This is a genomic window from Desulforamulus hydrothermalis Lam5 = DSM 18033 (assembly GCF_000315365.1).
Taxonomy (GTDB): domain Bacteria; phylum Bacillota; class Desulfotomaculia; order Desulfotomaculales; family Desulfotomaculaceae; genus Desulfotomaculum; species Desulfotomaculum hydrothermale.
In genome coordinates, this window is sequence record NZ_CAOS01000013.1 from 135,786 (window position 1) to 159,370 (window position 23,585).

The 23,585-nt window shown below is 49.9% G+C and carries 22 protein-coding genes; 17 read left to right on the top strand and 5 right to left on the bottom strand.

Going from position 1 to position 23,585, the window contains the following annotated elements; translation table 11 throughout:
* Window positions 1–8: 8 nt before the first annotated feature.
* The 9 genes from nrfD (at window position 9) to fdhF (ending at window position 10,331) form a co-directional block, all read left to right on the top strand.
* Window positions 9–1,175 carry an NrfD/PsrC family molybdoenzyme membrane anchor subunit gene (gene nrfD / locus DESHY_RS10760; RefSeq protein ID WP_008412685.1) on the top strand — a complete coding sequence of 389 codons (1,167 nt, stop codon included), beginning with the start codon at window positions 9–11 and terminating at the stop codon, window positions 1,173–1,175.
* Between the two features lie 24 nt (window positions 1,176–1,199).
* Complete coding sequence (locus tag DESHY_RS10765; RefSeq protein WP_008412686.1) at window positions 1,200–2,012, top strand: formate dehydrogenase accessory protein FdhE; 813 nt, start codon at window positions 1,200–1,202, stop codon at window positions 2,010–2,012.
* A gap of 36 nt (window positions 2,013–2,048) precedes the next feature.
* Window positions 2,049–2,852 (top strand): twin-arginine translocase subunit TatC, encoded by an 804-nt coding sequence (gene tatC, locus DESHY_RS10770; protein ID WP_008412687.1) that lies wholly within the window; start codon window positions 2,049–2,051, stop codon window positions 2,850–2,852.
* A gap of 447 nt (window positions 2,853–3,299) precedes the next feature.
* On the top strand, window positions 3,300–4,052 hold the full coding sequence (locus tag DESHY_RS14755) for an SLC5/6 family protein (protein WP_008412689.1): 753 nt from the start codon (window positions 3,300–3,302) through the stop codon (window positions 4,050–4,052).
* A gap of 4 nt (window positions 4,053–4,056) precedes the next feature.
* Window positions 4,057–4,809: an SLC5/6 family protein gene (locus DESHY_RS14760; RefSeq protein ID WP_274377198.1), complete on the top strand. Its 753-nt coding sequence runs from the start codon at window positions 4,057–4,059 to the stop codon at window positions 4,807–4,809.
* Window positions 4,799–4,897, top strand: a complete 99-nt coding sequence (locus DESHY_RS10780) for a MetS family NSS transporter small subunit (RefSeq protein ID WP_048818085.1) — start codon at window positions 4,799–4,801, stop codon at window positions 4,895–4,897. Before DESHY_RS14760 ends, DESHY_RS10780 begins: the two co-directional genes overlap by 11 nt.
* 308 nt (window positions 4,898–5,205) lie before the next feature.
* Window positions 5,206–5,691 (top strand): NADH-quinone oxidoreductase subunit NuoE, encoded by a 486-nt coding sequence (nuoE, locus tag DESHY_RS10785; RefSeq protein ID WP_008412691.1) that lies wholly within the window; start codon window positions 5,206–5,208, stop codon window positions 5,689–5,691.
* Entirely contained in the window at window positions 5,688–7,634 is a 1,947-nt protein-coding gene (locus DESHY_RS10790) for an NADH-quinone oxidoreductase subunit NuoF (protein WP_008412692.1), read from the top strand. Before nuoE ends, DESHY_RS10790 begins: the two co-directional genes overlap by 4 nt.
* Before the next feature lie 12 nt (window positions 7,635–7,646).
* A complete protein-coding gene (gene fdhF / locus DESHY_RS10795; protein WP_420795118.1) occupies window positions 7,647–10,331 on the top strand; it encodes a formate dehydrogenase subunit alpha in 2,685 nt (894 codons plus the stop codon).
* A 61-nt stretch (window positions 10,332–10,392) separates the two neighbouring features.
* Here the strand turns inward: fdhF and DESHY_RS13725 are convergent, their stop codons facing one another.
* The 4 genes from DESHY_RS13725 to DESHY_RS10815 all read right to left on the bottom strand — a co-directional run bounded on the left by DESHY_RS13725 (window position 10,393) and on the right by DESHY_RS10815 (window position 14,992).
* On the bottom strand, window positions 10,393–10,587 hold the full coding sequence (locus DESHY_RS13725) for a hypothetical protein (RefSeq protein WP_072866133.1): 195 nt from the start codon (window positions 10,585–10,587) through the stop codon (window positions 10,393–10,395).
* 55 nt (window positions 10,588–10,642) lie between these two features.
* Entirely contained in the window at window positions 10,643–12,553 is a 1,911-nt protein-coding gene (locus DESHY_RS10800; RefSeq protein WP_008412696.1) for a methyl-accepting chemotaxis protein, read from the bottom strand.
* Between the two features lie 451 nt (window positions 12,554–13,004).
* The gene (locus DESHY_RS10805; RefSeq protein ID WP_008412697.1) at window positions 13,005–14,462 is read right to left on the bottom strand and encodes a [FeFe] hydrogenase, group A; all 1,458 of its coding nucleotides are present in this window, start codon (window positions 14,460–14,462) and stop codon (window positions 13,005–13,007) included.
* Between the two features lie 293 nt (window positions 14,463–14,755).
* The gene (locus DESHY_RS10815; protein ID WP_008412698.1) at window positions 14,756–14,992 is read right to left on the bottom strand and encodes a hypothetical protein; all 237 of its coding nucleotides are present in this window, start codon (window positions 14,990–14,992) and stop codon (window positions 14,756–14,758) included.
* Window positions 14,993–15,120: 128 nt separating this feature from the next.
* Between DESHY_RS10815 and DESHY_RS10820 the strand changes: the two genes are divergently transcribed.
* The 7 genes from DESHY_RS10820 to DESHY_RS10845 all read left to right on the top strand — a co-directional run bounded on the left by DESHY_RS10820 (window position 15,121) and on the right by DESHY_RS10845 (window position 21,480).
* Complete coding sequence (locus tag DESHY_RS10820) at window positions 15,121–16,101, top strand: acyl-CoA dehydratase activase-related protein (protein ID WP_008412699.1); 981 nt, start codon at window positions 15,121–15,123, stop codon at window positions 16,099–16,101.
* Window positions 16,098–17,201: a hypothetical protein gene (locus DESHY_RS10825; protein WP_008412701.1), complete on the top strand. Its 1,104-nt coding sequence runs from the start codon at window positions 16,098–16,100 to the stop codon at window positions 17,199–17,201. The genes DESHY_RS10820 and DESHY_RS10825 overlap by 4 nt, the downstream gene beginning before the upstream one ends.
* Window positions 17,198–18,184 (top strand): acyl-CoA dehydratase activase, encoded by a 987-nt coding sequence (locus tag DESHY_RS10830; protein ID WP_048818121.1) that lies wholly within the window; start codon window positions 17,198–17,200, stop codon window positions 18,182–18,184. The genes DESHY_RS10825 and DESHY_RS10830 overlap by 4 nt, the downstream gene beginning before the upstream one ends.
* A gap of 116 nt (window positions 18,185–18,300) precedes the next feature.
* Window positions 18,301–18,495, top strand: coding sequence for a hypothetical protein (locus DESHY_RS13730; RefSeq protein ID WP_008412706.1), 195 nt, complete (start codon window positions 18,301–18,303; stop codon window positions 18,493–18,495).
* A gap of 155 nt (window positions 18,496–18,650) precedes the next feature.
* Window positions 18,651–20,813 carry a Tex family protein gene (locus DESHY_RS10835; RefSeq protein ID WP_008412707.1) on the top strand — a complete coding sequence of 721 codons (2,163 nt, stop codon included), beginning with the start codon at window positions 18,651–18,653 and terminating at the stop codon, window positions 20,811–20,813.
* A 114-nt stretch (window positions 20,814–20,927) separates the two neighbouring features.
* Window positions 20,928–21,230 carry a hypothetical protein gene (locus tag DESHY_RS10840; RefSeq protein ID WP_008412709.1) on the top strand — a complete coding sequence of 101 codons (303 nt, stop codon included), beginning with the start codon at window positions 20,928–20,930 and terminating at the stop codon, window positions 21,228–21,230.
* Window positions 21,231–21,312: 82 nt separating this feature from the next.
* Entirely contained in the window at window positions 21,313–21,480 is a 168-nt protein-coding gene (locus DESHY_RS10845; protein WP_008412711.1) for a hypothetical protein, read from the top strand.
* Window positions 21,481–21,545: 65 nt separating this feature from the next.
* Here the strand turns inward: DESHY_RS10845 and DESHY_RS13735 are convergent, their stop codons facing one another.
* Window positions 21,546–21,740 carry a hypothetical protein gene (locus DESHY_RS13735; RefSeq protein ID WP_072866135.1) on the bottom strand — a complete coding sequence of 65 codons (195 nt, stop codon included), beginning with the start codon at window positions 21,738–21,740 and terminating at the stop codon, window positions 21,546–21,548.
* Window positions 21,741–22,104: 364 nt separating this feature from the next.
* Here DESHY_RS13735 and lysA point away from each other — a divergent pair, with 364 nt between their 5' ends.
* Complete coding sequence (gene lysA / locus DESHY_RS10850) at window positions 22,105–23,445, top strand: diaminopimelate decarboxylase (RefSeq protein ID WP_008412714.1); 1,341 nt, start codon at window positions 22,105–22,107, stop codon at window positions 23,443–23,445.
* Window positions 23,446–23,585 lie beyond the last annotated feature (140 nt).

Sequence of the window (23,585 nt, forward strand, 5' to 3'; positions counted from 1 at the left end):
GGACAATTATGTCGGAAAATAAAGGATTATTGAAGGAAATTGCCGAATATAAGTGGAGGTTCACCATGACCCCCACCCGCAAGATATTGCTCCTGCTGGCCGGCTTGGGTGTAGTGGTAATGGTTTACCGCCTGATTTTCGGCTTGGGAGCTGCTACCAACCTGAACGACCGTTGGCCCTGGGGCCTTTGGATTGGCTTTGACGTGCTGACCGGTGTGGCTCTGGCGGGGGGCGGTTACGGTACAGCCATTATTGTACATGTGCTGCACAGAAATAAATACCATGCAATTGCCCGCAGTGCTATGTTAACCTCTTTGCTGGGTTACCTGCTGGTAATGGCCGGGTTATTCATGGATATCGGCCAGTGGTTTAATTTCTGGCGTCCTTTTGTATCATGGGGTCATACCTCGGTATTGTTTGAAGTGTTCTGGTGCGTATCCTGCTATACCACCGTCCAACTGTTGGAATTTGGCGAAATCCTTACCGAAAAGGTGGGCACCAAGTACCACAACATGTTTAAAAAGGCTTTACCGGCCTTGCTGATTCTGGGAATCATTTTTCCCACCCTGCACCAGTCCTCGCTGGGCGGGTTATATCTGATCATGGTGGATAAATTGTACCCGCTGTGGTGGTCACCCTATATCGGCTTGTTGTTTTTGATTTCTTCCTTCTTTGTGGGGCCTGCCATGACTTGCCTGGAAACCACTTTAGCCGGCCGGGCCTTTAACCACGAAGTGCCGATACCTGTACTGCGTGGCTTGGTTCGTATTTCCGCTTCCTTTATGGTGCTTTACCTGGCCATCAAGCTATACGACCTGGCTGCCCGGGGTGTATTTGGTTTGATATTTAAGGGTAACCTGGAAGGCAATATGTTCCTGTTGGAAATTGTTTTGGGTGTGATTATTCCCATTATTATTGCCTTCAGCAACACGGTCAATACCCGCCAGGGTCTGGTTGCCTTTGGCTTGCTGGTAAGCGGCGGCGTAATTTTAAACCGGATGAACGTGGTCTTTACCGGTATGTCTGCGGCTCTGGGCGGCTGGTATTTCCCTTCAATTATGGAGTGGGCTGTAAGCATCGGTCTGGTGTCCATCGGCTGCCTGGCTTACTGCTTTATTGCAGAAAACTTTAATATTCTGGAACATGAGGCAAACCACCACAGGGCAACTGCCTAAACCGCTCTTAAAGGAGATGCTTTAATGGTAATCAAGGACAATACCGAAAATCTGGCTAACTTTTATCTGGAAATTTTGGAACAGGAAGATGTTACCGAGGCATTAGAGTGGAAGGTGGTTTTGGAGCCTCAACAGATCAAGCAATGGGAAGCAGGTAATGCCGCTATAGCGGTGGCTCCACCGGTCTTTGACTGGGAGAAATTATTTAACCGTTTTATGGTTGTGGCCCGGTCCTGCCGGAAATGGCAGGCGGGCCCGCAGCCTGTTTCTGATCAATGCTTGCATAATTTAGAGAGTATGGCTGCAACGGCCAAGAGAGATTTTGCTGCCTCCCTGGTCAGGCCGGACGGTCAAAAGGCAAACTGGGCCCGGGAACTGGGCATGCCCTTGGATTTGTTAAATTTTCTTGCCCTGGTTGCCTGCCGACCCTTTTTAAAGTCTTATGGACAAGCGGTGCTGGCCCGGTTGCCGCTGCAAGACTGGCTGCACAGTCATTGCCCCGTTTGCGGCGATCTGCCTGCCATGGCCAAACTGGTGGGTCAGCAGGGACAACGCAAGCTCTACTGTGGCCGCTGCGAAACTGAATGGCGCTATAAGAGGATTGGGTGCCCCTATTGCAAGGAAGACAACGTTTCCCAGGCCTCGTTTATTACCCTGGAGGACGGTCAACAATACCGTATATACCTGTGTGAACGCTGTCAAACTTACCTAAAAACCGTAGATGAACGGGTGAGCGGGGAAGTGGATCTGTTTTGTGAGGATTTGGCCACTGTTGCATTAGATCGTATAGCCCGGGCGGAGGGATACCGGCGGGGCGACAGCAGACATCAGGTATAACAGGGGTTACTTGCAGAACAGAAGGGGGTATCTGTATTGTTGGAAGATCAAGACCAGACGATGATGGAGCACCTGGAGGAACTCCGCCGGGTGCTAATCATCTCTTTAGCGGCAACCTTTATAATGGCATGTGTGTGTTGGTTTTTCAGCGACCGCATCCTGGAAATTATTCTTCAGCCGGTGCTGGCTACCGGCAATAAAATGCATTACATAGGTATTATGGAAGCCCTGATGACCAAAATCAAACTGTCTTTTTTTATGGGTTTCCTGCTTGCCCTGCCGATCATCTTATGGCAGTTTTGGGCTTTTATCATGCCTGCCCTGCGTAAAATGGAAAGGGTATATTTCACCATATTTGTGGTGGTTTCTTATTTGTTTTTTATCGGTGGGATATTATTTGCTTTTTATTCAGTATTTAACATAGGGGTTAAGTTCCTGCTGCACTTTGGCGGCGAGGAGCTGTTGCCCATGCTGACCATAGGCAATTACATATCTTTTGCCATGATGTTTATTTTGCCCTTTGGGGTGATTTTTGAACTGCCGCTGGCGGTATTTCTCTTAGCCCAGCTGGATATTATCAATTACCGGTGGATGGTGAAAAAACGTAAAATGGCCATCCTTATTTCAGTAGTGGCAGGCGCCGTACTGGTTCCCTCACCGGATATTATTACTCCTTTAATGATGGCCACTCCCATGTATCTGCTGTTTGAACTGAGCGCTTCCATTGTAAAGCTGGTGGAATGGCTGAAAAGGCGCAAGTCTAAAAAGCAAGCTGCTGAGGAAGCACAGGAAGAATCAACGGAAGATAACGTTACCAGGCAAGCGGAGGGTAACGATTAATTTAATATCCATATTTATTACACAAAGGCCGGGACTACCGGCCTTTCAGACTGTAGACCAAGGAGACCAAGGTTGTAAAACAAAATGAGGTGGTTTTATGATCCCCTGTCGGTGCGTAGACCGGAGCCAAAGGGGATCATAAACCACCGATAATGTTTGGCGACACTCTGAAAGGCCGGGACTACCGGCCTTTCAGGTTTTGAGCAGCTGCAACAACAGCCGGCCTTTTGTGTCAATAAATTATACATGAAAAAAGCATGATATTTTAAACTATGTCAAAAATCTAGACACATAATTTTGCAGGTATTTTTAAAAAAGTGTCGTAAATTAAAAGTACAAAAAATTGTTCAATTAGTGACACATGTGTTTAGAAAGGGGGCTTGACACTTTAAACATAAATTTACCCGCGGTATTGATAAATTACTAATTAATGAGGGGGTATGACAGTTGGGACAACGTGAACAATGGGGCACCAGGTTTGGTTTTATTATGGCAGCCGTAGGGTCAGCCGTAGGGCTGGGCAATATTTGGCGGTTCCCTTACATGGCGGCTGATAACGGCGGCGGTATCTTTTTTCTCTGTTATCTTTTTGCTTTATTAACCGCAGGGATTCCTATAATGATTTTGGAGTTTGGTATCGGTCATAAGTTTCGGGGCGGGGCTCCGCTTACTTTGGCCCGTATGAACCGCAAGTGGGAATGGTTAGGTTGGTGGCAGATACTGGTATGTTTCTTTATTGCGGTGTATTACGTGGTGGTTATTGCCTGGGCCTTGTCTTATGTCGGTTTTTCCTTTACGCAGGCGTGGGGCGATGCGCCTAAAGACTTTTTCTTTGGCCAATACCTGAAACTTACCGGCGGTCCCTTCGAACTGGGCGGTCTTAATACCCAGATTTTAGTTCCGTTATTATTAGTTTGGTCCGTTGCGTTTATTTCCATTTACGCCGGTGTTAAGGCCGGTATCGAAAGGGTAGCCAAAATTTTAATTCCTGTCTTGTTTTTTATGGTTGTATTTATCACCGTCCGCGGCATAACCTTGCCCGGTGCTGCCGCAGGTTTAAACTTCTTGTTTGAGCCTGACTTTAGCCGGTTGTTGGATTACAACGTGTGGACAGCTGCTTACGGCCAGATTTTCTTTGATTTGAGTATCTTGCTTTGCTATTATGATTACTTATGCCAGCTATTTGCCCAAGGATTCTGACGTAGTGAATAACGCCTTTACCACCTGCCTGACCAACTGCAGCTTTAGCCTGCTGGCCGGTATGGCAGTGTTCAGCATTCTGGGGCATATGGCCTTCACCCAAGGCGTACCTGTAAAAGAAGTTGCCGGTGCCGGTGTTGGTCTGGCCTTCATTACCTTCCCGGCGGCCATCGGTACCCTTGGCAGTGCGGCACCCTTCTTTGGTGTGTTATTTTTCCTGGCGCTTACATTTGCCGGAATCACTTCATTAATTTCCATTAATGAGGCAGCAATTGCCGCCTTGATGGATAAATTTAACCTGGCCCGGAAACCGGCAACCATTTTTTACACCGGAACGGCAGCCGCCTGCAGTCTTTTGTTTGCCACCGGCGGCGGCTTATATATCCTGGACATTGTTGACCACTTTACCAATAACTTTGGCATTGTATTTGGCGGTTTGCTGGAGGTTCTGTTGATTGGCTGGTTATTTAACCTGCAATCCATTAAAGACCACATTAATCCCATCTCCGACTTTAAGGTTGGCAACTGGTGGTTGTTTTCCATAAAAGTTGTTACACCGCTGGTAGCCGGCTATACCGGCATCATGACCTTAATCAGCGATTTGAAAAAGCCCTATGAGGGTTACCCGCCCGAGGCTTTGTTCTGGATGGGTTGGTTTGTTTTAATTGTTATTACGGTGGGCGGCATGCTCATGGCCAAACTGAAGTGGCAAGGTGAGCAGTCACTGGTTAAAGGGGGCGTGACATATGACAGGTAGCGCGGTCTTTATGATGGTTTTGGCAATGGTTCTACTGTGGGGCGGCGCCGGCTATTGCCTGGCCAACGCTTTAAAAAAGAAATTCTGATGGTTTTAAGAGGTCCTGCTTAAATACAGGGCCTCAGTTTTTTTGACAAGCTTTAAAAAAATGCGGGTACTTTATGATTCCAAGTCGGTTGCATGTAACCTTTCGCACCTCAAGTGCTGCTGGCGGCGTTTGGGTAAGGCCGGCAGGGATCAAAAAAACAGCTCAACTGGCTGCCCAATCTTTTTCTACAGTCTGTTTGTCTTCATCAAGACAACTTGCTGGACTTAATAAAGTGTTTATTCACGGTGGAACTTTGTTTGTCAAAATAGTACAATAAGAAATGAATTTGATTGTAGGAGGATGGCTTGATGAATTGCCAGTGTGATGACAAACAAAGAAAACTTGCCCACCTGCTGCAAAAGTATCAGGGCCGGCCGGGGGCACTGATTCCTGTGCTGCAGCAGGCTCAGGCCATCTACGGTTTTCTTGCCCCGGATCTTTTACAAGAGATTTCTGCAGGCTTGCAAATACCGTTGTCCAGAGTTTATGGGGTGGCTACTTTTTATTCCCAGTTTCATTTAAAACCAAGGGGGCGCAACATAATAAAAGTTTGCCAGGGCACAGCCTGCCACGTTCGGGGTGGTGGCAGAGTGCTGGAGGCGATAAAAGGATACCTGGGGGTAGAAGCCGGCGAAACCACCCAGGATTTAGGGTTTACCCTGGAAACCGTAGCTTGCTTAGGAGCCTGCGGCTTGGCGCCGGTGATGACGGTGAATAAAGCTACTGAGGGGCTGCTGACGCCGGATAAGGCGGTTAAAAAGATTGTTGAGTGCAAATCGGGGGGCTGCCTATGAAAACTTTAATGGACAACTGTTGTCCGGCGTGTACACATACACCCACTGCGCCTTGCAGCAGCTATATTGCTTGCCGCACGGCAGGCCCCCTTTGCCATAGCAATGACGAGTGCAAAACAAAGATACAGAACCACCTGCAACGGATCTTGGCACCGTCCGGCGGAACGGAACAGCAAATTCTAACCTGCGGTGGCACGGGTTGTCAGTCTGCCGGCTCGGCCCAACTGGCCGCGGCCTTGCAGGAGGCCCTGGCGGAGACAGGAATGACAGCCGCCGTAACAGTAAAGATCACCGGCTGCCACGGCTTTTGCGAACAAGGACCTATTGTGCATATTAAGCCGGCAGATATTTTTTATACCCGGGTAAAACCAACAGATGCCCGGGCTATTGTGCAGCACCTGGCCGACGGAAAAATATTGGAACGGCTGGTCTACCGGGATTCGACCGGGCGGCCATACCCCCGTATGGCTGAAATTCCTTTTTATGCCGGCCAGACTATGCTTTTGCTGTCACGGTGCGGTCACATCGATCCCGAGCAAATTGCTGACTATGTGGCAACGGGAGGTTACCGCAGTTTGACCAGGGTGTTGCAGCACATGACCCCTGAGCAGGTGATTGAAGAAATAAGCCTGTCCGGGCTGCGGGGCAGAGGAGGGGCCGGTTTTCCCACCGGCAAGAAATGGCAGGCAGCCCGCCGGGCGGCAGGCGACATAAAATATATTATTTGTAATGCCGATGAAGGGGATCCCGGTGCCTTTATGGATCGCTCGCTGCTGGAAGGGGACCCGCACGCGGTTTTGGAGGGTATGCTGATCGCCGGCTTTGCTACAGGTTCCCGGCAGGGGTATATTTATTGCCGGGCCGAATATCCCCTGGCCATCAAAAGATTGCGTATTGCCGTCCATCAGGCCAGGCAATGGGGGTTGCTGGGTTCAAACATATTGAATTCCGGTTTTTCCTTTGACATTGAACTTAAGGAAGGTGCCGGGGCCTTTGTCTGCGGCGAAGGCACTGCTTTGCAAGCCTCCATTGAAGGTTTGCGCGGCATGCCCCGGGTAAAACCGCCCCGTTCCACCGAAAAAGGCCTGTGGGATAAACCTACTGTTCTTAATAATGTAGAAACCCTGGCCAACGTGCCGCTGATAATACAACTGGGGGCGGCGGCTTATCGTCAACTGGGCACGGCACAATCACCCGGCACCAAAATATTTGCGTTAAGCGGGGCGCTGGCTAACCCTGGTTTGGTGGAAGTGCCGATGGGCAAAACACTGCGGCAAATTATCTTTGATATTGGCGGTGGCATCCGGGACGGCAAGTCTTTTAAGGCGGTACAACTGGGCGGACCTTCCGGCGGCTGTTTAACCGGCCAACATCTGGACCTGCCGGTAGATTTTGATTCTTTATCATCCCTGGGTGCCACCATCGGTTCCGGCGGCATGGTGGTAATGGCTGAGGATACCTGCATGGTTGACGTGGCACGTTTTTTTCTTGCTTTTACCCAGCAGGAGTCCTGCGGCAAATGTACGCCCTGCCGGGAAGGCACCATGCGCATGCTGGAAATACTGGAGCGGATATGCCGTGGTGAGGCTGAGCCGGCAGATTTGGCTGATTTGGAGCGATTGTGCCGGGTGGTTAAAAGCACTTCCCTGTGTGGTCTGGGACAGGCCTGTGCCAACCCTGTATTATCTACCTTGCAGTATTTTCGAGCGGAATATATGGCGCATATCGTGGAAAAACGCTGTCCGGCCGGTGTATGCAGCAGCCTGGTACGCTATTCTATTGATGAAAAAATGTGCCGTGGCTGTGGTCTTTGCTTGAAAAGCTGTCCGGTTAATGCTGTCAAAGGTGAGCGGAAGCTGCCCCATGTTATTGACCAAAGCCGCTGTGTTAAATGCGGTACCTGCCTGAATTCATGCAAGTTTAAAGCAGTAGTTAAGGCCTGAGGAGGTATGCGGGTGTCTGATATCACATGTATGATTAATGATATAACCGTAACTGTTCCCAGGGGAACCAGCATCTTGGCAGCAGCCGGTATGCTGGGCATTGATATTCCCACCTTCTGTCACGACCCGGCCTTAAGCCGCTACGGCGGTTGCCGCATTTGTGTCGTGGAAGTGCAGGGCTGGCAACAGTTGCCGGCCTCCTGTGTGACAGAAGTTCGGCCGGGCATGGTCGTATATACCGAGTCGGCCAGGGTGTTGGAAGCAAGGCGAACCATATTGGAACTTATGCTGGCCAACCACCCGTCTGATTGTTTAACCTGTGAAAAAAACGGAACCTGCCGTTTACAGGAGTATGCTTACCGCTATGGGGTAAAAAAGGGAGCCTGGCAGGGGGCCGCCCGTGCTTATGACATAGAAACAGACAACCCTTTTATCATACGGGATATGAATAAATGTATTCTTTGTGGTAAATGTGTAAGGGTTTGTTCTGAGGTGGTGGGCCGCAGTGTTATTGATTACAGTTACCGGGGCTTCCGGGTTAAGGTGGCCACACCTTTAGACCTTGGATTGTCAAAGGCGGGTTGTGTTTTTTGCGGTTCCTGTGTAGAAGTCTGCCCGGTAGGTGCTTTAACCGATAAACCCAGGGTAGGTCAAGGAAGACCCTGGGAATTGACACCTGTTACCACCACCTGCCCGTACTGCGGAGTTGGCTGCCAGATTGACCTGTTGGTAAAAGATAACCGGGTAGTGGGGGCTAAGGCAGCGGGGCACGGCGTGAACGGACGCCACCTGTGCGTTAAAGGACGGTACGGGCATCAATTTATTCACCATCCGCAGCGCTTGACTGTGCCGCTGGTGAAAAAAAACGGGCGTTGGCAGGAAGTGAGCTGGCCTGAAGCTATCCGGAAAGTGGCTGAAGGTTTCCGGCAAATAAAACAACAATATGGCGGCCGGAGCATAGCGGTGCTGGCTTCTGCCCGCATAACCAACGAAGAAAACTACCTGCTCAACAAGTTGGCCAGGCTGGTGCTGGGTACCAATCATATTGACCATTGTGCCCGTCTTTGCCATGCCCCCACGGTGGCGGGACTGGCAGCTGCCACAGGCAGCGGCGCAATGACTAATCCCATTAAAGATATTGCCGGGGCAGATCTGATTCTGGCCATTGGTACTAACACCACCGAAACTCACCCGGTGCTTTCCTTATTTATCCGCCAAGCTATCCAAAGGGGAGCGGTATTGGTGGTGGTAGACCCCAGGAAAACCGAGCTGGCCAAACTGGCTGCCATTCACCTGCCCGTTAAGCCGGGCACAGATATTGTTTTATTCAACAGTATGATAAATGTAATTATTGAAGAAAACCTCTGGAACAAGCCGTTTGTCGAAGAACGCTGTGAGGGTTTGCCCGAACTGACAGCAGCCGTGCGGGATTATACCCCGGCCTACGCCCAGGAAGTAACGGGGATTGCGGCAGAAACCGTCAGGCAGGTGGCCCGGGCGTACGCTACCGCCGGCCGGGCTGCGATCCTATATACCATGGGACTGACCCAACATGTGACCGGAACGGACAACGTTTTGGCGGTTACTAACCTGGCCCTGCTGTGCGGCCAGATTGGCAGGGCATCTACCGGCATTAACCCCCTGCGCGGTCAAAACAATGTGCAGGGTGCCTGTGATATGGGGGCGTTGCCGCAGTACCTGCCCGGCTACCAACCCGTTTGGGAAGAAAGCTGTCGTGAAAAATTCAGCAAAGCCTGGGGCGGCCCGCTGCCCGCACAGCCGGGTATGACTGTCGGCGAGATGCTGCAGGCAGCCTGCCGGGGCGAGCTAAAAGCCATGTATATTGTTGGAGAAAACCCGGTTATTTCGGAAGCGGATGCCAATCATGCAACACAGGCCTTAAGCCAGCTTGATTTTTTGGTGGTGCAGGATATTTTTCTTACCGAAACGGCCCAAATGGCTGATGTGGTGCTACCGGCAGCCAGTTGGGCTGAAAAAGACGGTACCTTTACCAATACCGAGCGCCGGGTGCAGCGGGTCAGGCAGGCTATTCCGCCGGTGGGCAACAGCCAGGCAGACTGGCAGATCTTTTGTGCTCTGGCCGAGGCGCTGGGCAGGCCCATGAGGTACCGGCACCCCAGGGAAATATTTGATGAAATGGCTGCTTTAACACCTGCTTATGCCGGAATTTCATATGATCGCCTGGTTAAAGAGGGAATTCAGTGGCCCTGTCCAACCCCGGATCACCCGGGCACCGGCATACTGCACCAGGAAAAATTTGTTCGCGGTAAAGGCAAATTCCATGCAGTAGCATACCGGCCGCCGGATGAACTGCCGGACCGGCAATATCCCTTGCTGTTAAACACCGGCCGGCGCTTGTTTCACTATCACACCGGCAGCATGACCCTGCGGACAGGCTTAAAGGATGTTTACCCTGTTGAATATTTAGATGTTAACAGCCAGGATGCCGGAGAAATGGGGCTGGCCCAGGGGGACCGGGTCAAAGTGATTTCCCGGCGGGGCGAAATAGTTATGCCAGTGCGGCTGACGGATGAGGTACCTAGAGGGATGGTGTTTGCGTCTTTTCATTTTCCTGACGCCGCCGTCAATAAGCTGACCAACGGGGCTCGCTGTCCCGGATCCCATACCCCGGAGTTAAAAGTGTGCGCAGTTAGGTTAGAGAAACTGGAGCAATAAAGCAGACAGCCCCCTTCCGGGGGCTGTTCAGGCTGAAGACAAAGGATGTAACCAAGTGGTTTTATGATCCCCTGCCGGCGACTTGTCGAAGCACCGGCAACAGCACTAGATGAGCGAAAGGAGCCCTTGGGGTGGCGCCCACAGGATGTGGGCGCCAGCCGAACCGGGCCAGGAGGGGCCGTTTGAGGCGAACCCAAGGGCGACTGTAGCGAATCATAGTGCTGTCGGTGCGTAGACCGGAGCCAAAGGGGATCATAAACCACCGGCAATATTTGTCGACACTCTGGACAGCCCCTTCCGGGGGCTGTTATTTAATACTTATATTTCTCTAATGACTGCTTCATTTCAACCGCCACCTGATTTAATTCGTCAGCTGAACCGGATAATTCCTGTACGGTAGCGGTTTGCTCTTCAGTGTAGCCGGCAATGCTTTCTGCCGCTTCAGCGGTTTGCGTAACTGCCCGGGCAATCACGTTAATTTCTGTTTCAATTTGCCGGCTTTCCTGCTGAATTGCCTGGGCGGCGGTAACCAGGTCGGATACGCTGCCAGAGGCCATCTGAGCTTTAGTTAAAATATCTTCAAAGCATTGCACAACATTGTTGGTGTTGTTTTGATCTGAGGCCAGGTTAACCACTTTTTCAACATCACTTTTAATATCTTGTACCAGCCGGGCAATTTTAGTAGTTGCCTCGGCACACTGGCCGGCCAGTTTTCTTACTTCTTCCGCCACTACCGCAAATCCCTTGCCGGAGTCTCCTGCCCGGGCAGCTTCAATTGCCGCATTAAGAGCCAGCAAGTTGGTTTGCTCAGCGATGGAACTGATGGTATCAACAATAGTGTTAATTTGATTTGTCTTGTTGTTTAAAGTGTCTATGGAAGAAGCCATCTCTTGCACCAGCTTGCGGCCGCTTTGGGCAGAGTAATAGGCCTGGTTGGAGGAATGCCGGCTGCCCGCCAACTCATCCTGGATGCGTAATAATTCACTGTTTAACTTTGCGATAAAGCTGCTGATTTCATTAATTTTTTCCTTTTGCGCCTGGGTTGCTTCGGCAATACTCTGGATTTTGCCGGACAAATCACAGGCGGCGGCGGCCGAGTGTTCGGTTATTTCTTTAAACTTTTCAGAAGACGAGGCCAGCTTATCTGTATTTTGACTAAAGGATTGCAGCAATGCCCGCAGGTCTGCTGCTAATTTTTGAAAAGCGGTACCAAGTTCATCCGAACCTTTAATGTTTTGCGAGAAATCCCGTTCATTAACCAGCCTTATATAACCATAAATTGGCTTTAATATTTTACCGGTGACAAAGGAAGCGACAATAAACAACAACAGGGTGATTATGAGCAGTGCTTTCCAGGTATCTTGTTTTAGTTTGCCCGCCAGGGCATAAACTTCCGTAACCGGGCTAACGGCGGCAATAGACCAACCGTTGATGTTGGCCGGTTTATAATTAATAATCACTTCCCGGCCGTCCAGGGTTATTTCCTCCACACCGCTTTCCTGTTTTAACATGCGTTCAATAATTGTTTTACAGTGTTGATCAATATCGGGATTCTCCAGCATGTTAACTTGCAATAATTTGTTTGTATCCGGGTGGCCGATTAGATAGCCGTCTTTGTTTAGCATGAAAGTATAGCCGTTCTGTGAAACTTTTTTGGTGGTAATCCGCTCTGATATATATTCCAGGCGAATAAAACCAACCAAGACGCCGGCCTTTTGATTGCTGTTGAAAATGGGCACACCCAGCCCCACAATTTTTCTGCCGGTACTTTTAGAAAAGGTGGCATCCGAGATAACAGGTTTACCGGTTTCCCAGGGAACTTTGAAATATTCCTTTTCGGCAATGCTTTTACCATGGTGATCCGAACCTTCGGAATGGGCAATTTCAATCCCCTGGGAATTACAAATCAAAAGGTGAGAATACTGGGGATTATCCTTAAGAAACCTTTGAAAAAAAGGCTCAGCCTGTGTGTAATCCATTGATTTTATGATAGGGTTTTGGGCCATCTCAATGATAATTCTTTGTTCAGCCGCTAAAATTTCATTTAAATTAGTGCTTAATAACTGTTGCGTTTGTATCTCGTATTGCTGCTTCAGCACCTGTTCTGATTTTTTAATACTATAAAAAGAATAACAAATTAAAGGGACCAAGGTAATAACCAGGAAAGAAATGAATAGTTTTAGGCTAAGGCTTCCTTGCTTAAAACCGGTGCCCACCTTCATGATCAGTAAACCTCCTCGCTGACAACTTGTCGCAAAAACGACATTATATGACATTTTACTAATCTTTGGCAGGCGTCACTGTCACACATACGACAAATATATTACAGAAACTTAACACAAATGAAATATGAAACATAGTAGTCATCTGCATGAAACAAATTATTCAGTTTAATTTAAAAGGGTCTGTCTCAACAGTCATTTCCTGTTTTGCAGCCCTGCTTACATGTCAAAATAACATGAAAAACAAACATTCCGCCTCACTTTTGATCGTGAAGCGGAATGCTTTTATGTTTATTACCCTTTTGAGACTGCTCCTCCGGATTGTGGACAAGCCTTGCCGGCGGTTTATCACCGTTCCGGTTTTCGCACCGCCGGCAGGGAATCATAAAACCACCGTAAACTTGTTTGTACAACTTTGTTGACATTTTCGGTTTAATCCAAACTAGCTTATTTACAACCCCCGCGCAATATAATCGGTGTGCAGTAATTGGTGTGCTTTGTCACTCATGGGAAAACCGAAAAACTCCTGATAAATCTTTTGGACTTCCTGGTTCTCGTAACTTAACCGCTTGCTTGAGGCGGCATCCAGGTTATATAAACCGGTGGCGCGGGCGGTACGGGCATTATCGGTGGTTTTGGGCTGACCGCCGCCACCCACACAACCGCCGGGGCAAGCCATAAATTCGACAAAATGCCAGGAACCCTGGCCGGAACGGATTAGTTCCAAAACTTTTCGGGCATTTCCCAATCCCTGGCAGACGGCAACTTTGAGGTTGCCAAAACCGGGTATGTTAACAACTGCTTCCTTAATGCCGGTTAGTCCTCTGACCTCAGTAAAGTTAAGCAATTGATCCGGCGGCCGGGTATTGGTCAACAGGTAGAAGGCGGTGCGTACGGCTGCCTCCGTCACGCCGCCGCTGGAACCAAAGATTAGGCCGGCGCCGCTCTTTTCGCCGAAAATGGAATCGTACAGTGAGTCGCCCAGCTTGGTAAAATTAATATTTTTTTGCTTAATCATGCGGGCCAGTTCCCTGGTGGTCAGAGCAGCATCCATATCCTTAATGCCCGGCTTGCCTGCCAGCAGACCGGCATCATTCATTTCAGGGCGCTGGCACTCAAACTTTTTGGCTGTGCAGGGCATGACAGAAACGGTGAAAATTTTAGCCGGGTCAATGCCTTTTTTCTGTGCGTAGTATGATTTTATAACAGCACCCAACATTTGTTGGGGAGATTTGCAGGTAGACATGTGGGGCAGCAGGTCGGGGTAAAAATGCTCACAAAATTTAACCCAACCGGGACTGCAGGAGGTAAATTGCGGTAGAGGTTTATTCAACTTGCCCGTAAGACGCTGCACCAATTCGGTGGCTTCTTCCATGACAGTTAAGTCCGCGGCAAAACCGGTGTCGAATACAGCAGCAAAGCCTAATTGTTTAAGGGCAGTTACCTGCTTTCCTTCCACCACCGTGCCGGCTTTAAGACCGAATTCTTCTCCCAGCGAAACCCGGCTGGCCGGAGAGGTTTGTACTACCACATGCAGGTCATGGTTATTTAAGGCCTGCCATACCTTGGCGGTATCATCCCGTTCGGTGAGAGCGCTGTTGGTGCAACGCAAAACACATTGGCCGCAATTGGTACAGATAATTTTGCCGCCGCTGCTGTTGTAATAGCCTAAAACGGTTTGGCCTGTGCAGGCCCCCACACATTTGCCGCACCTTTTGCATTTACTTTCGTGCCAGACAATAGAAGGGTTATCAGCGGCCACCGGTACTACTTTGAATGATCCCCATGCGAAACGGGGTTGGTAATTAATAACGCCCATGGTCAGGCTCGTGAGGCCGATTTTACCCATAATTTCCAGAAACTTACGGCGAGAAATGTCCTTTTGCAGCAAACCGGATATTTTGTCCATAAAAACTGCCACTCCCCAGATATGATAATGATAATTATTATCATATCTGGGGAAATTATATTTGTCAACTAACTTAGAAAAATCTTATTGTCACTCCGGGAACCGACGGCACTATGATTCGCACCGGCCCTTGGGATTGCCTCAAACGCCCCCTTTTGGACCGGTCCGGCCGGCGCCCACATTATGCGGGCGCCCCCCAATGGCTCCTTTCGCTCATCAAGTACTGTTACCGGTGCTTCGACAAGTTGCCGACAGGGGATCATAAAACACTCCCCTTGTTTTACAACCTTTGTCTACAGTCTGCAAAACCCGATGGGATTTTTTTGCTTTTGCCCGGCTTTTAAGCGAGCTAAAATATATACTTCTTGCTGTTCGGCCTGGTTAAAATACATGCTGACAAAGAAATAGCCTTCTGCCAGCAACCGGTTGGCTTCTTCTATGCCAACCACCCTGGTTAATTCAGTAACGGTTTCCTCGCTTCCCACTGAAATGCCGGCCGGCCCGCCGGAACTGCAAGTATGGCAACTCATGGGCTCCCCTCCTGAGAATAAAGTTTTATTGCAAAAATATTATACCAAGTTTTTCCTGGTTAGAGCATAACCAGTAACAAATTTGCCAATACTAACAATGCATTTGTTTTTTATAAAGGAGGGGGAATATGCCTGTTCGAGTGGGGATTCCCAGGGCTTTACTTTATTATTATTATTTCCCTTTATGGAAAAGTTTTTTAGAAGGTTTAGGGGCTGAGGTGGTAGTTTCCGACCGCACCACTAAAGATATCTTAACCCGGGGAGTGCAGCATTGCGTAGATGAAGCCTGCCTGCCGGTTAAGTTGGCCTTTGGCCATGTACAGAATTTGCTGCACAAGGGAGTGGATTATATATTTCTGCCCCGCATGGTCAGTGTGGCCCGGCGGGAATATATCTGTCCCAAGTTTTTAGGGTTTCCGGACATGGTTAAGCAAAATATCAGCGGCCTGCCCCCGGTGATAGATAATGTGATCAATCAGCACCGCAAGCCGGGGGATATTCATAAATTTATCCGGCAGGTGGGGGAGCTCCTGGGTAAAGGGCCCCTGCAGTCCTGGCTGGCTTATCAAAGAGCCAAGCCGGTTCACCAAAAATACTGCCGGCTGCTGGAACAAGGGTTGCTGCCGGAAGAAGCCATGTCAGTCATGGCCGGTAAAAAACCTCAACCGCACCAGGCAAACGGTGACCTGACAGTGGCCGTTATCGGTCACCCCTATAATATTTATGATGCTTTTATCAGTATGAATCTGATCAATCGCTTAAGAAAGTCGGGTGCCCGGGTCTTAACGGCAGATAATCTGACCGAACATACGGTTAATCAGGGGGTGGCCAGGCTGCCCAAAAAACTGTTCTGGACCCTGTCCCGGCGCATGACCGGCGGAGCAATGGCTTACCACGACCAAGGTACGGTGGACGGCATAATTCATGTGGCTGCCTTTGCCTGCGGGCCGGACTCGATGACCGGCGAGCTGATAGAACGCTTTATTCGCAGGGAAGGAAAAATGCCCTTTATGAACATCAACCTGGACGAACATACCGGGGAAGCCGGTATTATCACCCGCTTGGAGGCCTTTTTAGACATGGTTCGCCGGAGGAGGACAGCCCTGTGAAGGTAACCTTTCCGCATATGGGATATATGTATGTATCCTTAAAAGGAATGCTGGAATACCTGGATATCCAGGTGGTGGTGCCGCCGCCTTGCAGCAAGCGGACCTTGGACTTAGGAGTAAAACATGCCCCTGAGTTTGCCTGCCTGCCCTTAAAATTAAATATCGGCAACTTTATTGAGGCCAGGGAACTGGGGGCAGACACCATTATGATGGCCGGCGGTTGCGGTCCCTGCCGCTTTGGGTATTATGCCTATGTGGAGAATGAAATATTAAAAGACTTAGATATTCATTACAATCTGGTGGTTTTAGAACCGCCGGAAAAACATATCGGCGAACTGCTGGGGCGCATCCGTAAAATTACCGGCAACCGGCCCTGGCTTAAAGTAATTAATGCCATCCGCTTTGGTTATTTAAAAGCCAGGGCGGTGGATGAGATAGAACAAATGTCTTTTCGCCTGCGTCCCCGGGAACTTGTTCGTGGGGCGACCGACCGGGCGCTGCAGCAGGCAGTGGCAGAAATTGACCGGGCAAAGCAGCCGGCAGAAATCCCCCCGGCTCTTAACCGGGCTCGGGCCATTATGGAGCAAGTACCGGCAGATATGTGCCGGCCGGCTCTTAAAGTGGCCCTGGTGGGCGAAATATATACCCTGTTGGAACCGTTTTCTAATGTAAATATAGAAAGGCATCTGGGTTACCTGGGGGTTGAAGTGGAACGTTCCATGATGCTCAGCCAGTGGATCAATGATCACTTGTTCATGGGATTAGTAAAAAATGTACCCAGCAGCGAAAGATTCAAGCAAGCAGCCCCGCCCTATTTATGCCATTTTGTCGGGGGACACGGGGAGGAAACCGTAGGTGCGGCTGTCTGGTATGCCCGGCAGGGTTTTGACGGGGTTATTCAAGTCCTGCCCTTTACTTGTATGCCGGAAATTGTGGCCCAGAGCATTCTGCCCAAGGTGAGCGGTGCAACCGGTTTGCCGGTAATGACTCTGATTATGGACGAACATTCCGGCGAAGCAGGCATGATAACCAGGCTGGAGGCGTTTATTGATTTACTTCATAAAAGGAAAGAACAATGGGGGGTATTGGCTTGCCGCTGAAGTGTTATCTGGGTATTGATGTAGGCTCTGTAAGCACTAATATAGTTTTAATGGACGAAAACACCAACGTTTTACAAAGTATGTACCTGCGCACTAACGGTCAACCGGTGGCGGCGGTACAGCGAGGCTTAAAACAAATCAGTGACAAACTGCCACCCCACACCGTCATCCGGGGAGTCGGCACTACCGGCAGTGGTCGGCAGCTAACGGGCATCGTGGTGGGGGCGGATGCCGTAAAAAATGAAATAACTGCCCACGCGGTGGCCGCATCCCACCTGGTGCCGGGTGTTCAGACCGTGTTGGAAATCGGTGGACAGGACAGTAAAATTATTATCCTGCGCAACGGCGTAGTTACGGATTTTGCCATGAATACCGTTTGTGCGGCAGGCACCGGAAGTTTCTTGGATCAACAGGCCAGCCGGCTGAATATTGCCATTGAAGAATTTGGCGATCTTGCTTTGCGGGGCAAAACCCCGGTGCGCATTGCCGGGCGTTGTGCGGTTTTTGCTGAATCTGACATGATTCATAAACAACAAATGGGTTTTAACCTGGAGGATATTTTAGCTGGGTTATGTGAAGCATTGGTGCGCAATTACCTTAATAATGTAGGCAAAGGCAAAGAAATTCTCGGGCCGGTGGTGTTCCAAGGCGGTGTTGCGGCCAATGCCGGCATGCGGCGAGCTTTTGAAAGGGCTATCGGTATGGAGGTGCATGTTCCCAAGTACTTTAATGTTATGGGAGCGGTAGGAGCGGCCCTTTTAGCCAGGGATGCCGTAGCCAGGGGGGGGCCAACCCGGTTTAAAGGTTTTGGGGTGGCTGACCTGGAGTATAGAGCAGGCAGCTTTGAATGCAGCGGCTGTCCTAATTTATGTGAAGTAATTGAAATGGCTGAAGCCGGTCAGGTTATTGCCCGCTGGGGCGATCGCTGCGGCAAATGGTCCAATGCCTTGGCTGCCGGTGCAGCCGCCGGTCACTGCAGCTGATTTTACGGAGGCTTCAATGGCCACTGAAGCCAATTATATTGCAGTTTATGCAAAACCGGAGTTAGATGCCCGATTAACGGGCATCCCAGAGCGTCGACAAACGTTATCGGTGGTTTATGATCCCCTTTGGCTCCGGTCTACGCACCGACAGCACTATGATTCGCTACGGTCGCCCTTGGGGTCGCCTCAAACGGGCCATCCTGGCCCGGTTCGGCTGGCGCCCACGTCCTGTGGGCGCCCCCCCAAGGGCTCCTTTCGCTCATCAAGTGCTGTTACCGGTGCTTCGACAAGTCGCCGACAGGGGATCATAAAACCACCTTCCCTTGTTTTACAACCTTTGTCTCCAGTCTGGATGCCCGTTTAACGGGCATTTTCACATATCTTACGCAAGGGAGGAAAGCTGCTGTTTGACGTCGAAAAAGTCTTGGCATAAGTTGCATAAAACCATAGTTAGGAGAATGGTTACATGTTAGGGGAAACCAACATTTACCGGCAAATAGCCGGTGAACTGGCTGTTAAAGAAAAACAGGTGGAGCAAACTGCCAAGCTGCTGGACGATGGCAACACCGTCCCTTTTATTGCCCGCTACCGGAAGGAAATGACCGGTGAACTGGATGAGGTGCAAATCCGGCAAATTGCCGAAAGGTTAACCTCCCTGCGCAATTTATACAAGCGTAAGGAGGAAGTAATTAACGCCATTGCCGAGCAAGGCAAGCTGACAGATGAACTGAAGGATAAAATTTTAACAGCAGCTACGGTTACGGCGGTAGAAGACCTGTATCAGCCTTACCGGCCCAAAAGAAAAACCCGGGCCGGGGTAGCCCGCGAGCGGGGGTTGGAACCGCTGGCACACTGGCTGCTGCAAGCTCCCGCCGCTGCCGACCCGTTACAACAAGCGGCGGCTTTTGTTAACCCGGAAGCCAAAGTTATTACGCCCCAAGAAGCACTGCAGGGAGCCATGGATATTATTGCTGAAACTGTCACCGATGACCCGGCTGTCCGCGGCTGGGTGCGTGACTTTACGTTTCAGCGGGGGGAACTGGTTTGTCAGGTAAAAAACCAGGAGGCAGACCGGCGGGGGGTTTACCAAATGTACTACCGGCACCGGGAGCCGGTAAAACAGGTACCGCCCCACCGGGTACTGGCCATTAACCGGGGCGAGAAAGAAGATATTCTGAAAGTAAAAATAGAAATTGCAGAAGAACCGGTAATAGATAAAATATGCCGCCAATGGGTGCCTGCTCATGGCGGTGCTGCCCGCCTGTTGCGGGAAGCTGTGCAGGACGGTTACCGGAGGTTGCTGGCGCCGGCTGTTGAGCGGGATATCCGCAACCGGCTGACGGAAGCTGCTGAGGAACAGGCCATTAAAGTATTTGCCAAAAACTTGCGGCAGTTGCTGCTGCAGCCGCCGGTAAAAGATAAAACGGTTTTGGGTATAGACCCTGCCTACCGAACCGGTTGCAAGTGGGCAGTGGTAGATGCCACCGGTAAACTTTTGGATGTAGGTGTTATTTATCCCACGCCGCCCCAAAGCAAGGTGGCGGAGGCCGGCGAGACCGTCAGCCGTCTGGTGCAGCAATACGGCATTAATGTTATTGCCATCGGCAACGGTACTGCTTCCCGGGAAACAGAACAATTTGTAGCAGAACTTATCAGGCGGCAGGGCTGGTCACAGGTGCGCTATATTGTTGTCAATGAGGCAGGCGCCAGCGTCTACTCAGCTTCCGAACTGGCGGCCCGGGAATTCCCCGGGTTGGATGTGGCCCAGCGCAGTGCGGTTTCTATTGCCCGGCGGCTGCAGGATCCCCTGGCGGAACTGGTTAAAATTGAACCCAGGTCGGTTGGTGTAGGTCAATACCAGCATGACGTAGCTGCCCGCAGGTTGGAAGAAAGCCTCGAAGGGGTAGTTGAATCGGTGGTCAACCTGGTGGGGGTTGATTTGAATACAGCCTCGGCTTCTCTCTTATCGTATGTTTCTGGGATTAACAGTGCCGTGGCGCAGCACATTGTCAAATTTAGAGAAGAAAACGGTAAATTTACAGAGCGAACCCAATTAAAAAAAGTGCCTCGCTTGGGACCCAAAGCCTTTGAGCAAAGCGTTGGCTTTTTGCGTATATTGGACGGGTCCAACCCCCTTGACAGAACCGGTATCCATCCGGAGTCTTACCCTGTTGTCAAGAAGCTGCTGCAAGAAATAGGTTGTGATTTATCTGATCTGGGCAGCCCCCTGATGAAAAACCGCCTGCAGCAGGTGGAGCCGGCAGACCTGGCAAGCCGGTTAGCTACCGGCATACCCACCCTGCGGGATATTATCGATGGTTTGCTGCGGCCGGGCAGAGATCCCCGGGAAGATTTGCCGGCCCCCCTGTTTCGCAGTGATATTTTAAAGATTGAAGACCTGTCACCCGGCATGGAACTACAGGGTACGGTGCGTAATGTGGTCGACTTCGGTGTTTTTGTGGATATTGGTTTAAAGGAAGATGGCTTGGTACACCGTTCTGAACTTACCGACCGCCGGTTTCGCCATCCGCTGGATGTTGTGGCAGTGGGTGATGTGGTAAAGGTAAGGGTACTTGCTGTGGATGCTGCCAGGGGAAGGGTTTCTCTGTCCATGAAAGGAATAAAGTAACCTTTTAAAATGCAATTTATTTTACATAACAAATGTATTTAAATATAAGCGAAAATAATATATAATATAATCATTGATATAGTTCTGTTTGCCTTCAACAGAGAAGGGTAGGTCATGGCAATGGTAGCGGACCGCAGGGAACTGTTATGGCGCATCGAGCGGGCAATGCTGTCTATGCAGGCATTAGGTTACAGCCCGGAGCAAATCGAAAAAATACTGCGGGATGTTTTTCGGTATCAACCACAGGGAGTTTATACCAATCAGCAATTGCTGCCCATGGTGCAGGACCTGGAAAAAAGGGTTCACCAGGCTAAACGGTGGATACTTTATTTAAACAGCGGCAGCTGCGGTTTAAGCCCCCTCCATAAGACAAACAGACAATCTACGGCACCGCAAATAGGTCAAGGCATCCAATAATTACCGCTTGAAGCAGGACTGTTTGTTGTATATAATGAGTTGTCTGATTGGTTAGTAGATTTATGTGGGAGGGGTTTGCATCATGGCCGAAAACAGGGTTTACGATTATGTGTTGACTCCCGAAGAGCTGGAAGAAATTTGGGCTAAGTACGGTAAGCCCGGTGAAATTGCCCCGGGAACCAAGGCGACTAAAAAGCGTAATCATAGAAAAAATCAGCAAAACATTGCAGAATCCGATAAGACACGGTAAATTAACCTGCCTGTTAGGGCAGGTTTCAGACTGTAGACAAAGGTGTAAAACAAAGTGAAGTGGTTTTATGATCCCCTGTCGGCGACTTGTCGAAGCACCGGTAACAGCACTTGATGAGCGAAAGGAGCCATTGGGGTGGCGCCCACAGGACGTGGGCGCCAGCCGAACCGGGCCAGGATGGCCCGTTTGAGGCGACCCCAAGGGCGACCGTAGCGAATCATAGTGCTGTCGGTGTGTAGACCGGAGCCAAAGGGGATCATAAGACACCGATATGTTTGTCGACATTCTGTAACCTGCCTGTTAGGGCAGGTTTTTTGTATCCGCCTGAAATTAACTATGTTCATCCCTGTGGGATAAATTAATAATGAGCAATCTTTGCCGGGGAGATTAAATTCCACTGCAAGTATACAGCATTATAAAGCCGGGCAGCTTGACCCTGTTTTTTGGCCTGTGCTATAATTTACGCAATACTGAAAGTCCTTAACTCACACGCTTTTTATCTTTGGCGGCCCAAGTAACCCTTGAGGCCGTTCAATATTATCAGGTTATTTCCACTAAGTGGTATTGCCGGGCAGTGACAATTTTAACTATGGGCGGCGTAATATAGTTTGGGAGGAGAAATGCATGAAACTACAGGGAACAATGCAAGTTAACCAGAAGAACCATTTAGAAATCGGCGGTTGCGACACGGTAGAACTGGCCAGGGAATTTGGCACTCCCCTATATGTAATTGATGAAACCCTGTTCAGGCAAAACTGTCGTGCTTATTACCAGGCTTTTACCGAGTCCTACGGGGCCACAGTGATTTATGCCAGCAAAACCTTGTCTAATTTAGCTGTTTGCTCTATGGTTGAACAGGAAGGACTGGGGCTGGATGTGGTATCCGGCGGCGAATTATATACGGCAGCCAAAGCCCGCTTTCCCATGGAGCGCGTATATTTTCACGGCAACAACAAGTCGCCGGAAGAATTGCGGATGGCTTTGGAATATAAAGTGGGTCGCATCGTGGTAGATAACCGGTATGAGCTGGAAACCTTAAATAATCTTGCCGGTGAGATGGGGGTAAAAGTAAACATTTTGCTGCGTCTCAGTCCCGGCGTTGAAGCTCACACTCACGAGTACATCAAAACCGGACAGATTGATTCTAAGTTTGGCTTGGTCATTGAAAACGGTATGGCTATGGCAGGCGTCAAAAGAGCGCTGCAGTTGCCTCATGTACAGTTGACAGGTTTTCACTGCCATATCGGCTCCCAAATCTTTGAACTGCAATCCTATGCCCATGCTGCAGAGGTTATGATGGGCTTTGTGCATAACGTTTACCGGGAGACCGGTTTTGTTGCAGAAGAATTAAATATGGGCGGCGGCCTGGGTATTTACTATTACCAGGGCGACCGGCCCCGCCCGGTGAAAGAATATGCAGATGTACTGATGACAGCTGTGAAAAATACAGCGGCCGCTTTGGATTTGCCTGTACCTAAGGTTATTGTTGAGCCAGGCAGGTCGATTGCCGGTCCGGCCGGTATTACCCTTTATACTGTAGGTGCCATTAAAGATATTCCCGGCATCAGAAAATATGTGGCAGTGGACGGCGGTATGGGGGATAACCCCCGACCGGCCCTTTACCAGTCCAAGTATGAAGCTTGTGTGGCCAACCGGATGCATGAACAGCCGGTGGAAAAGGTATCTATTGCCGGCAAATGTTGTGAATCGGGCGACATGTTAATCCGGGACATTGCCTTACCGTCCCTGCAACCGGGTGATATACTGGCGGTACTTGGCACCGGGGCTTATAATTACTCTATGTCTATGAATTATAACAGGCTGCCCCGTCCGGCCATGATCCTGGTAAATAACGGCAGGGCAGATTTAATTGTACGGCGGGAGGACTACTGTGATTTGATTCGCAATGACGTGATGCCTGACCGCCTGCGCAGCAACCTGGTTAAACTGGCATCTTCTCGCTGATTATAGCGCACCTGTAAATATTTAACCAATTACCCTGGTCAAAGTATATAGCATGGCCAGGGTGTTTTACTTATACCCTGGATTTCACGGAAACGTTTCAAGTTGCCGCCAAGCCTGCTTGTGCCCCCCGGAAACCGACC

Coding starts and splice junctions, on each gene's coding strand:
- nrfD (WP_008412685.1), top strand. CDS start 9: ATGTCGGAAAATAAAGGATTATTGAAGGAAATTGCCGAATATAAGTGG.
- DESHY_RS10765 (WP_008412686.1), top strand. CDS start 1,200: ATGGTAATCAAGGACAATACCGAAAATCTGGCTAACTTTTATCTGGAA.
- DESHY_RS10780 (WP_048818085.1), top strand. CDS start 4,799: ATGACAGGTAGCGCGGTCTTTATGATGGTTTTGGCAATGGTTCTACTG.
- nuoE (WP_008412691.1), top strand. CDS start 5,206: ATGAATTGCCAGTGTGATGACAAACAAAGAAAACTTGCCCACCTGCTG.
- DESHY_RS10790 (WP_008412692.1), top strand. CDS start 5,688: ATGAAAACTTTAATGGACAACTGTTGTCCGGCGTGTACACATACACCC.
- DESHY_RS13725 (WP_072866133.1), bottom strand. CDS start 10,587: ATGATCCCCTTTGGCTCCGGTCTACGCACCGACAGCACTATGATTCGC.
- DESHY_RS10800 (WP_008412696.1), bottom strand. CDS start 12,553: ATGAAGGTGGGCACCGGTTTTAAGCAAGGAAGCCTTAGCCTAAAACTA.
- DESHY_RS10805 (WP_008412697.1), bottom strand. CDS start 14,462: ATGGACAAAATATCCGGTTTGCTGCAAAAGGACATTTCTCGCCGTAAG.
- DESHY_RS10815 (WP_008412698.1), bottom strand. CDS start 14,992: ATGAGTTGCCATACTTGCAGTTCCGGCGGGCCGGCCGGCATTTCAGTG.
- DESHY_RS10820 (WP_008412699.1), top strand. CDS start 15,121: ATGCCTGTTCGAGTGGGGATTCCCAGGGCTTTACTTTATTATTATTAT.
- DESHY_RS13730 (WP_008412706.1), top strand. CDS start 18,301: ATGATCCCCTTTGGCTCCGGTCTACGCACCGACAGCACTATGATTCGC.
- DESHY_RS10835 (WP_008412707.1), top strand. CDS start 18,651: ATGTTAGGGGAAACCAACATTTACCGGCAAATAGCCGGTGAACTGGCT.
- DESHY_RS10840 (WP_008412709.1), top strand. CDS start 20,928: ATGGCAATGGTAGCGGACCGCAGGGAACTGTTATGGCGCATCGAGCGG.
- DESHY_RS10845 (WP_008412711.1), top strand. CDS start 21,313: ATGGCCGAAAACAGGGTTTACGATTATGTGTTGACTCCCGAAGAGCTG.
- DESHY_RS13735 (WP_072866135.1), bottom strand. CDS start 21,740: ATGATCCCCTTTGGCTCCGGTCTACACACCGACAGCACTATGATTCGC.
- lysA (WP_008412714.1), top strand. CDS start 22,105: ATGAAACTACAGGGAACAATGCAAGTTAACCAGAAGAACCATTTAGAA.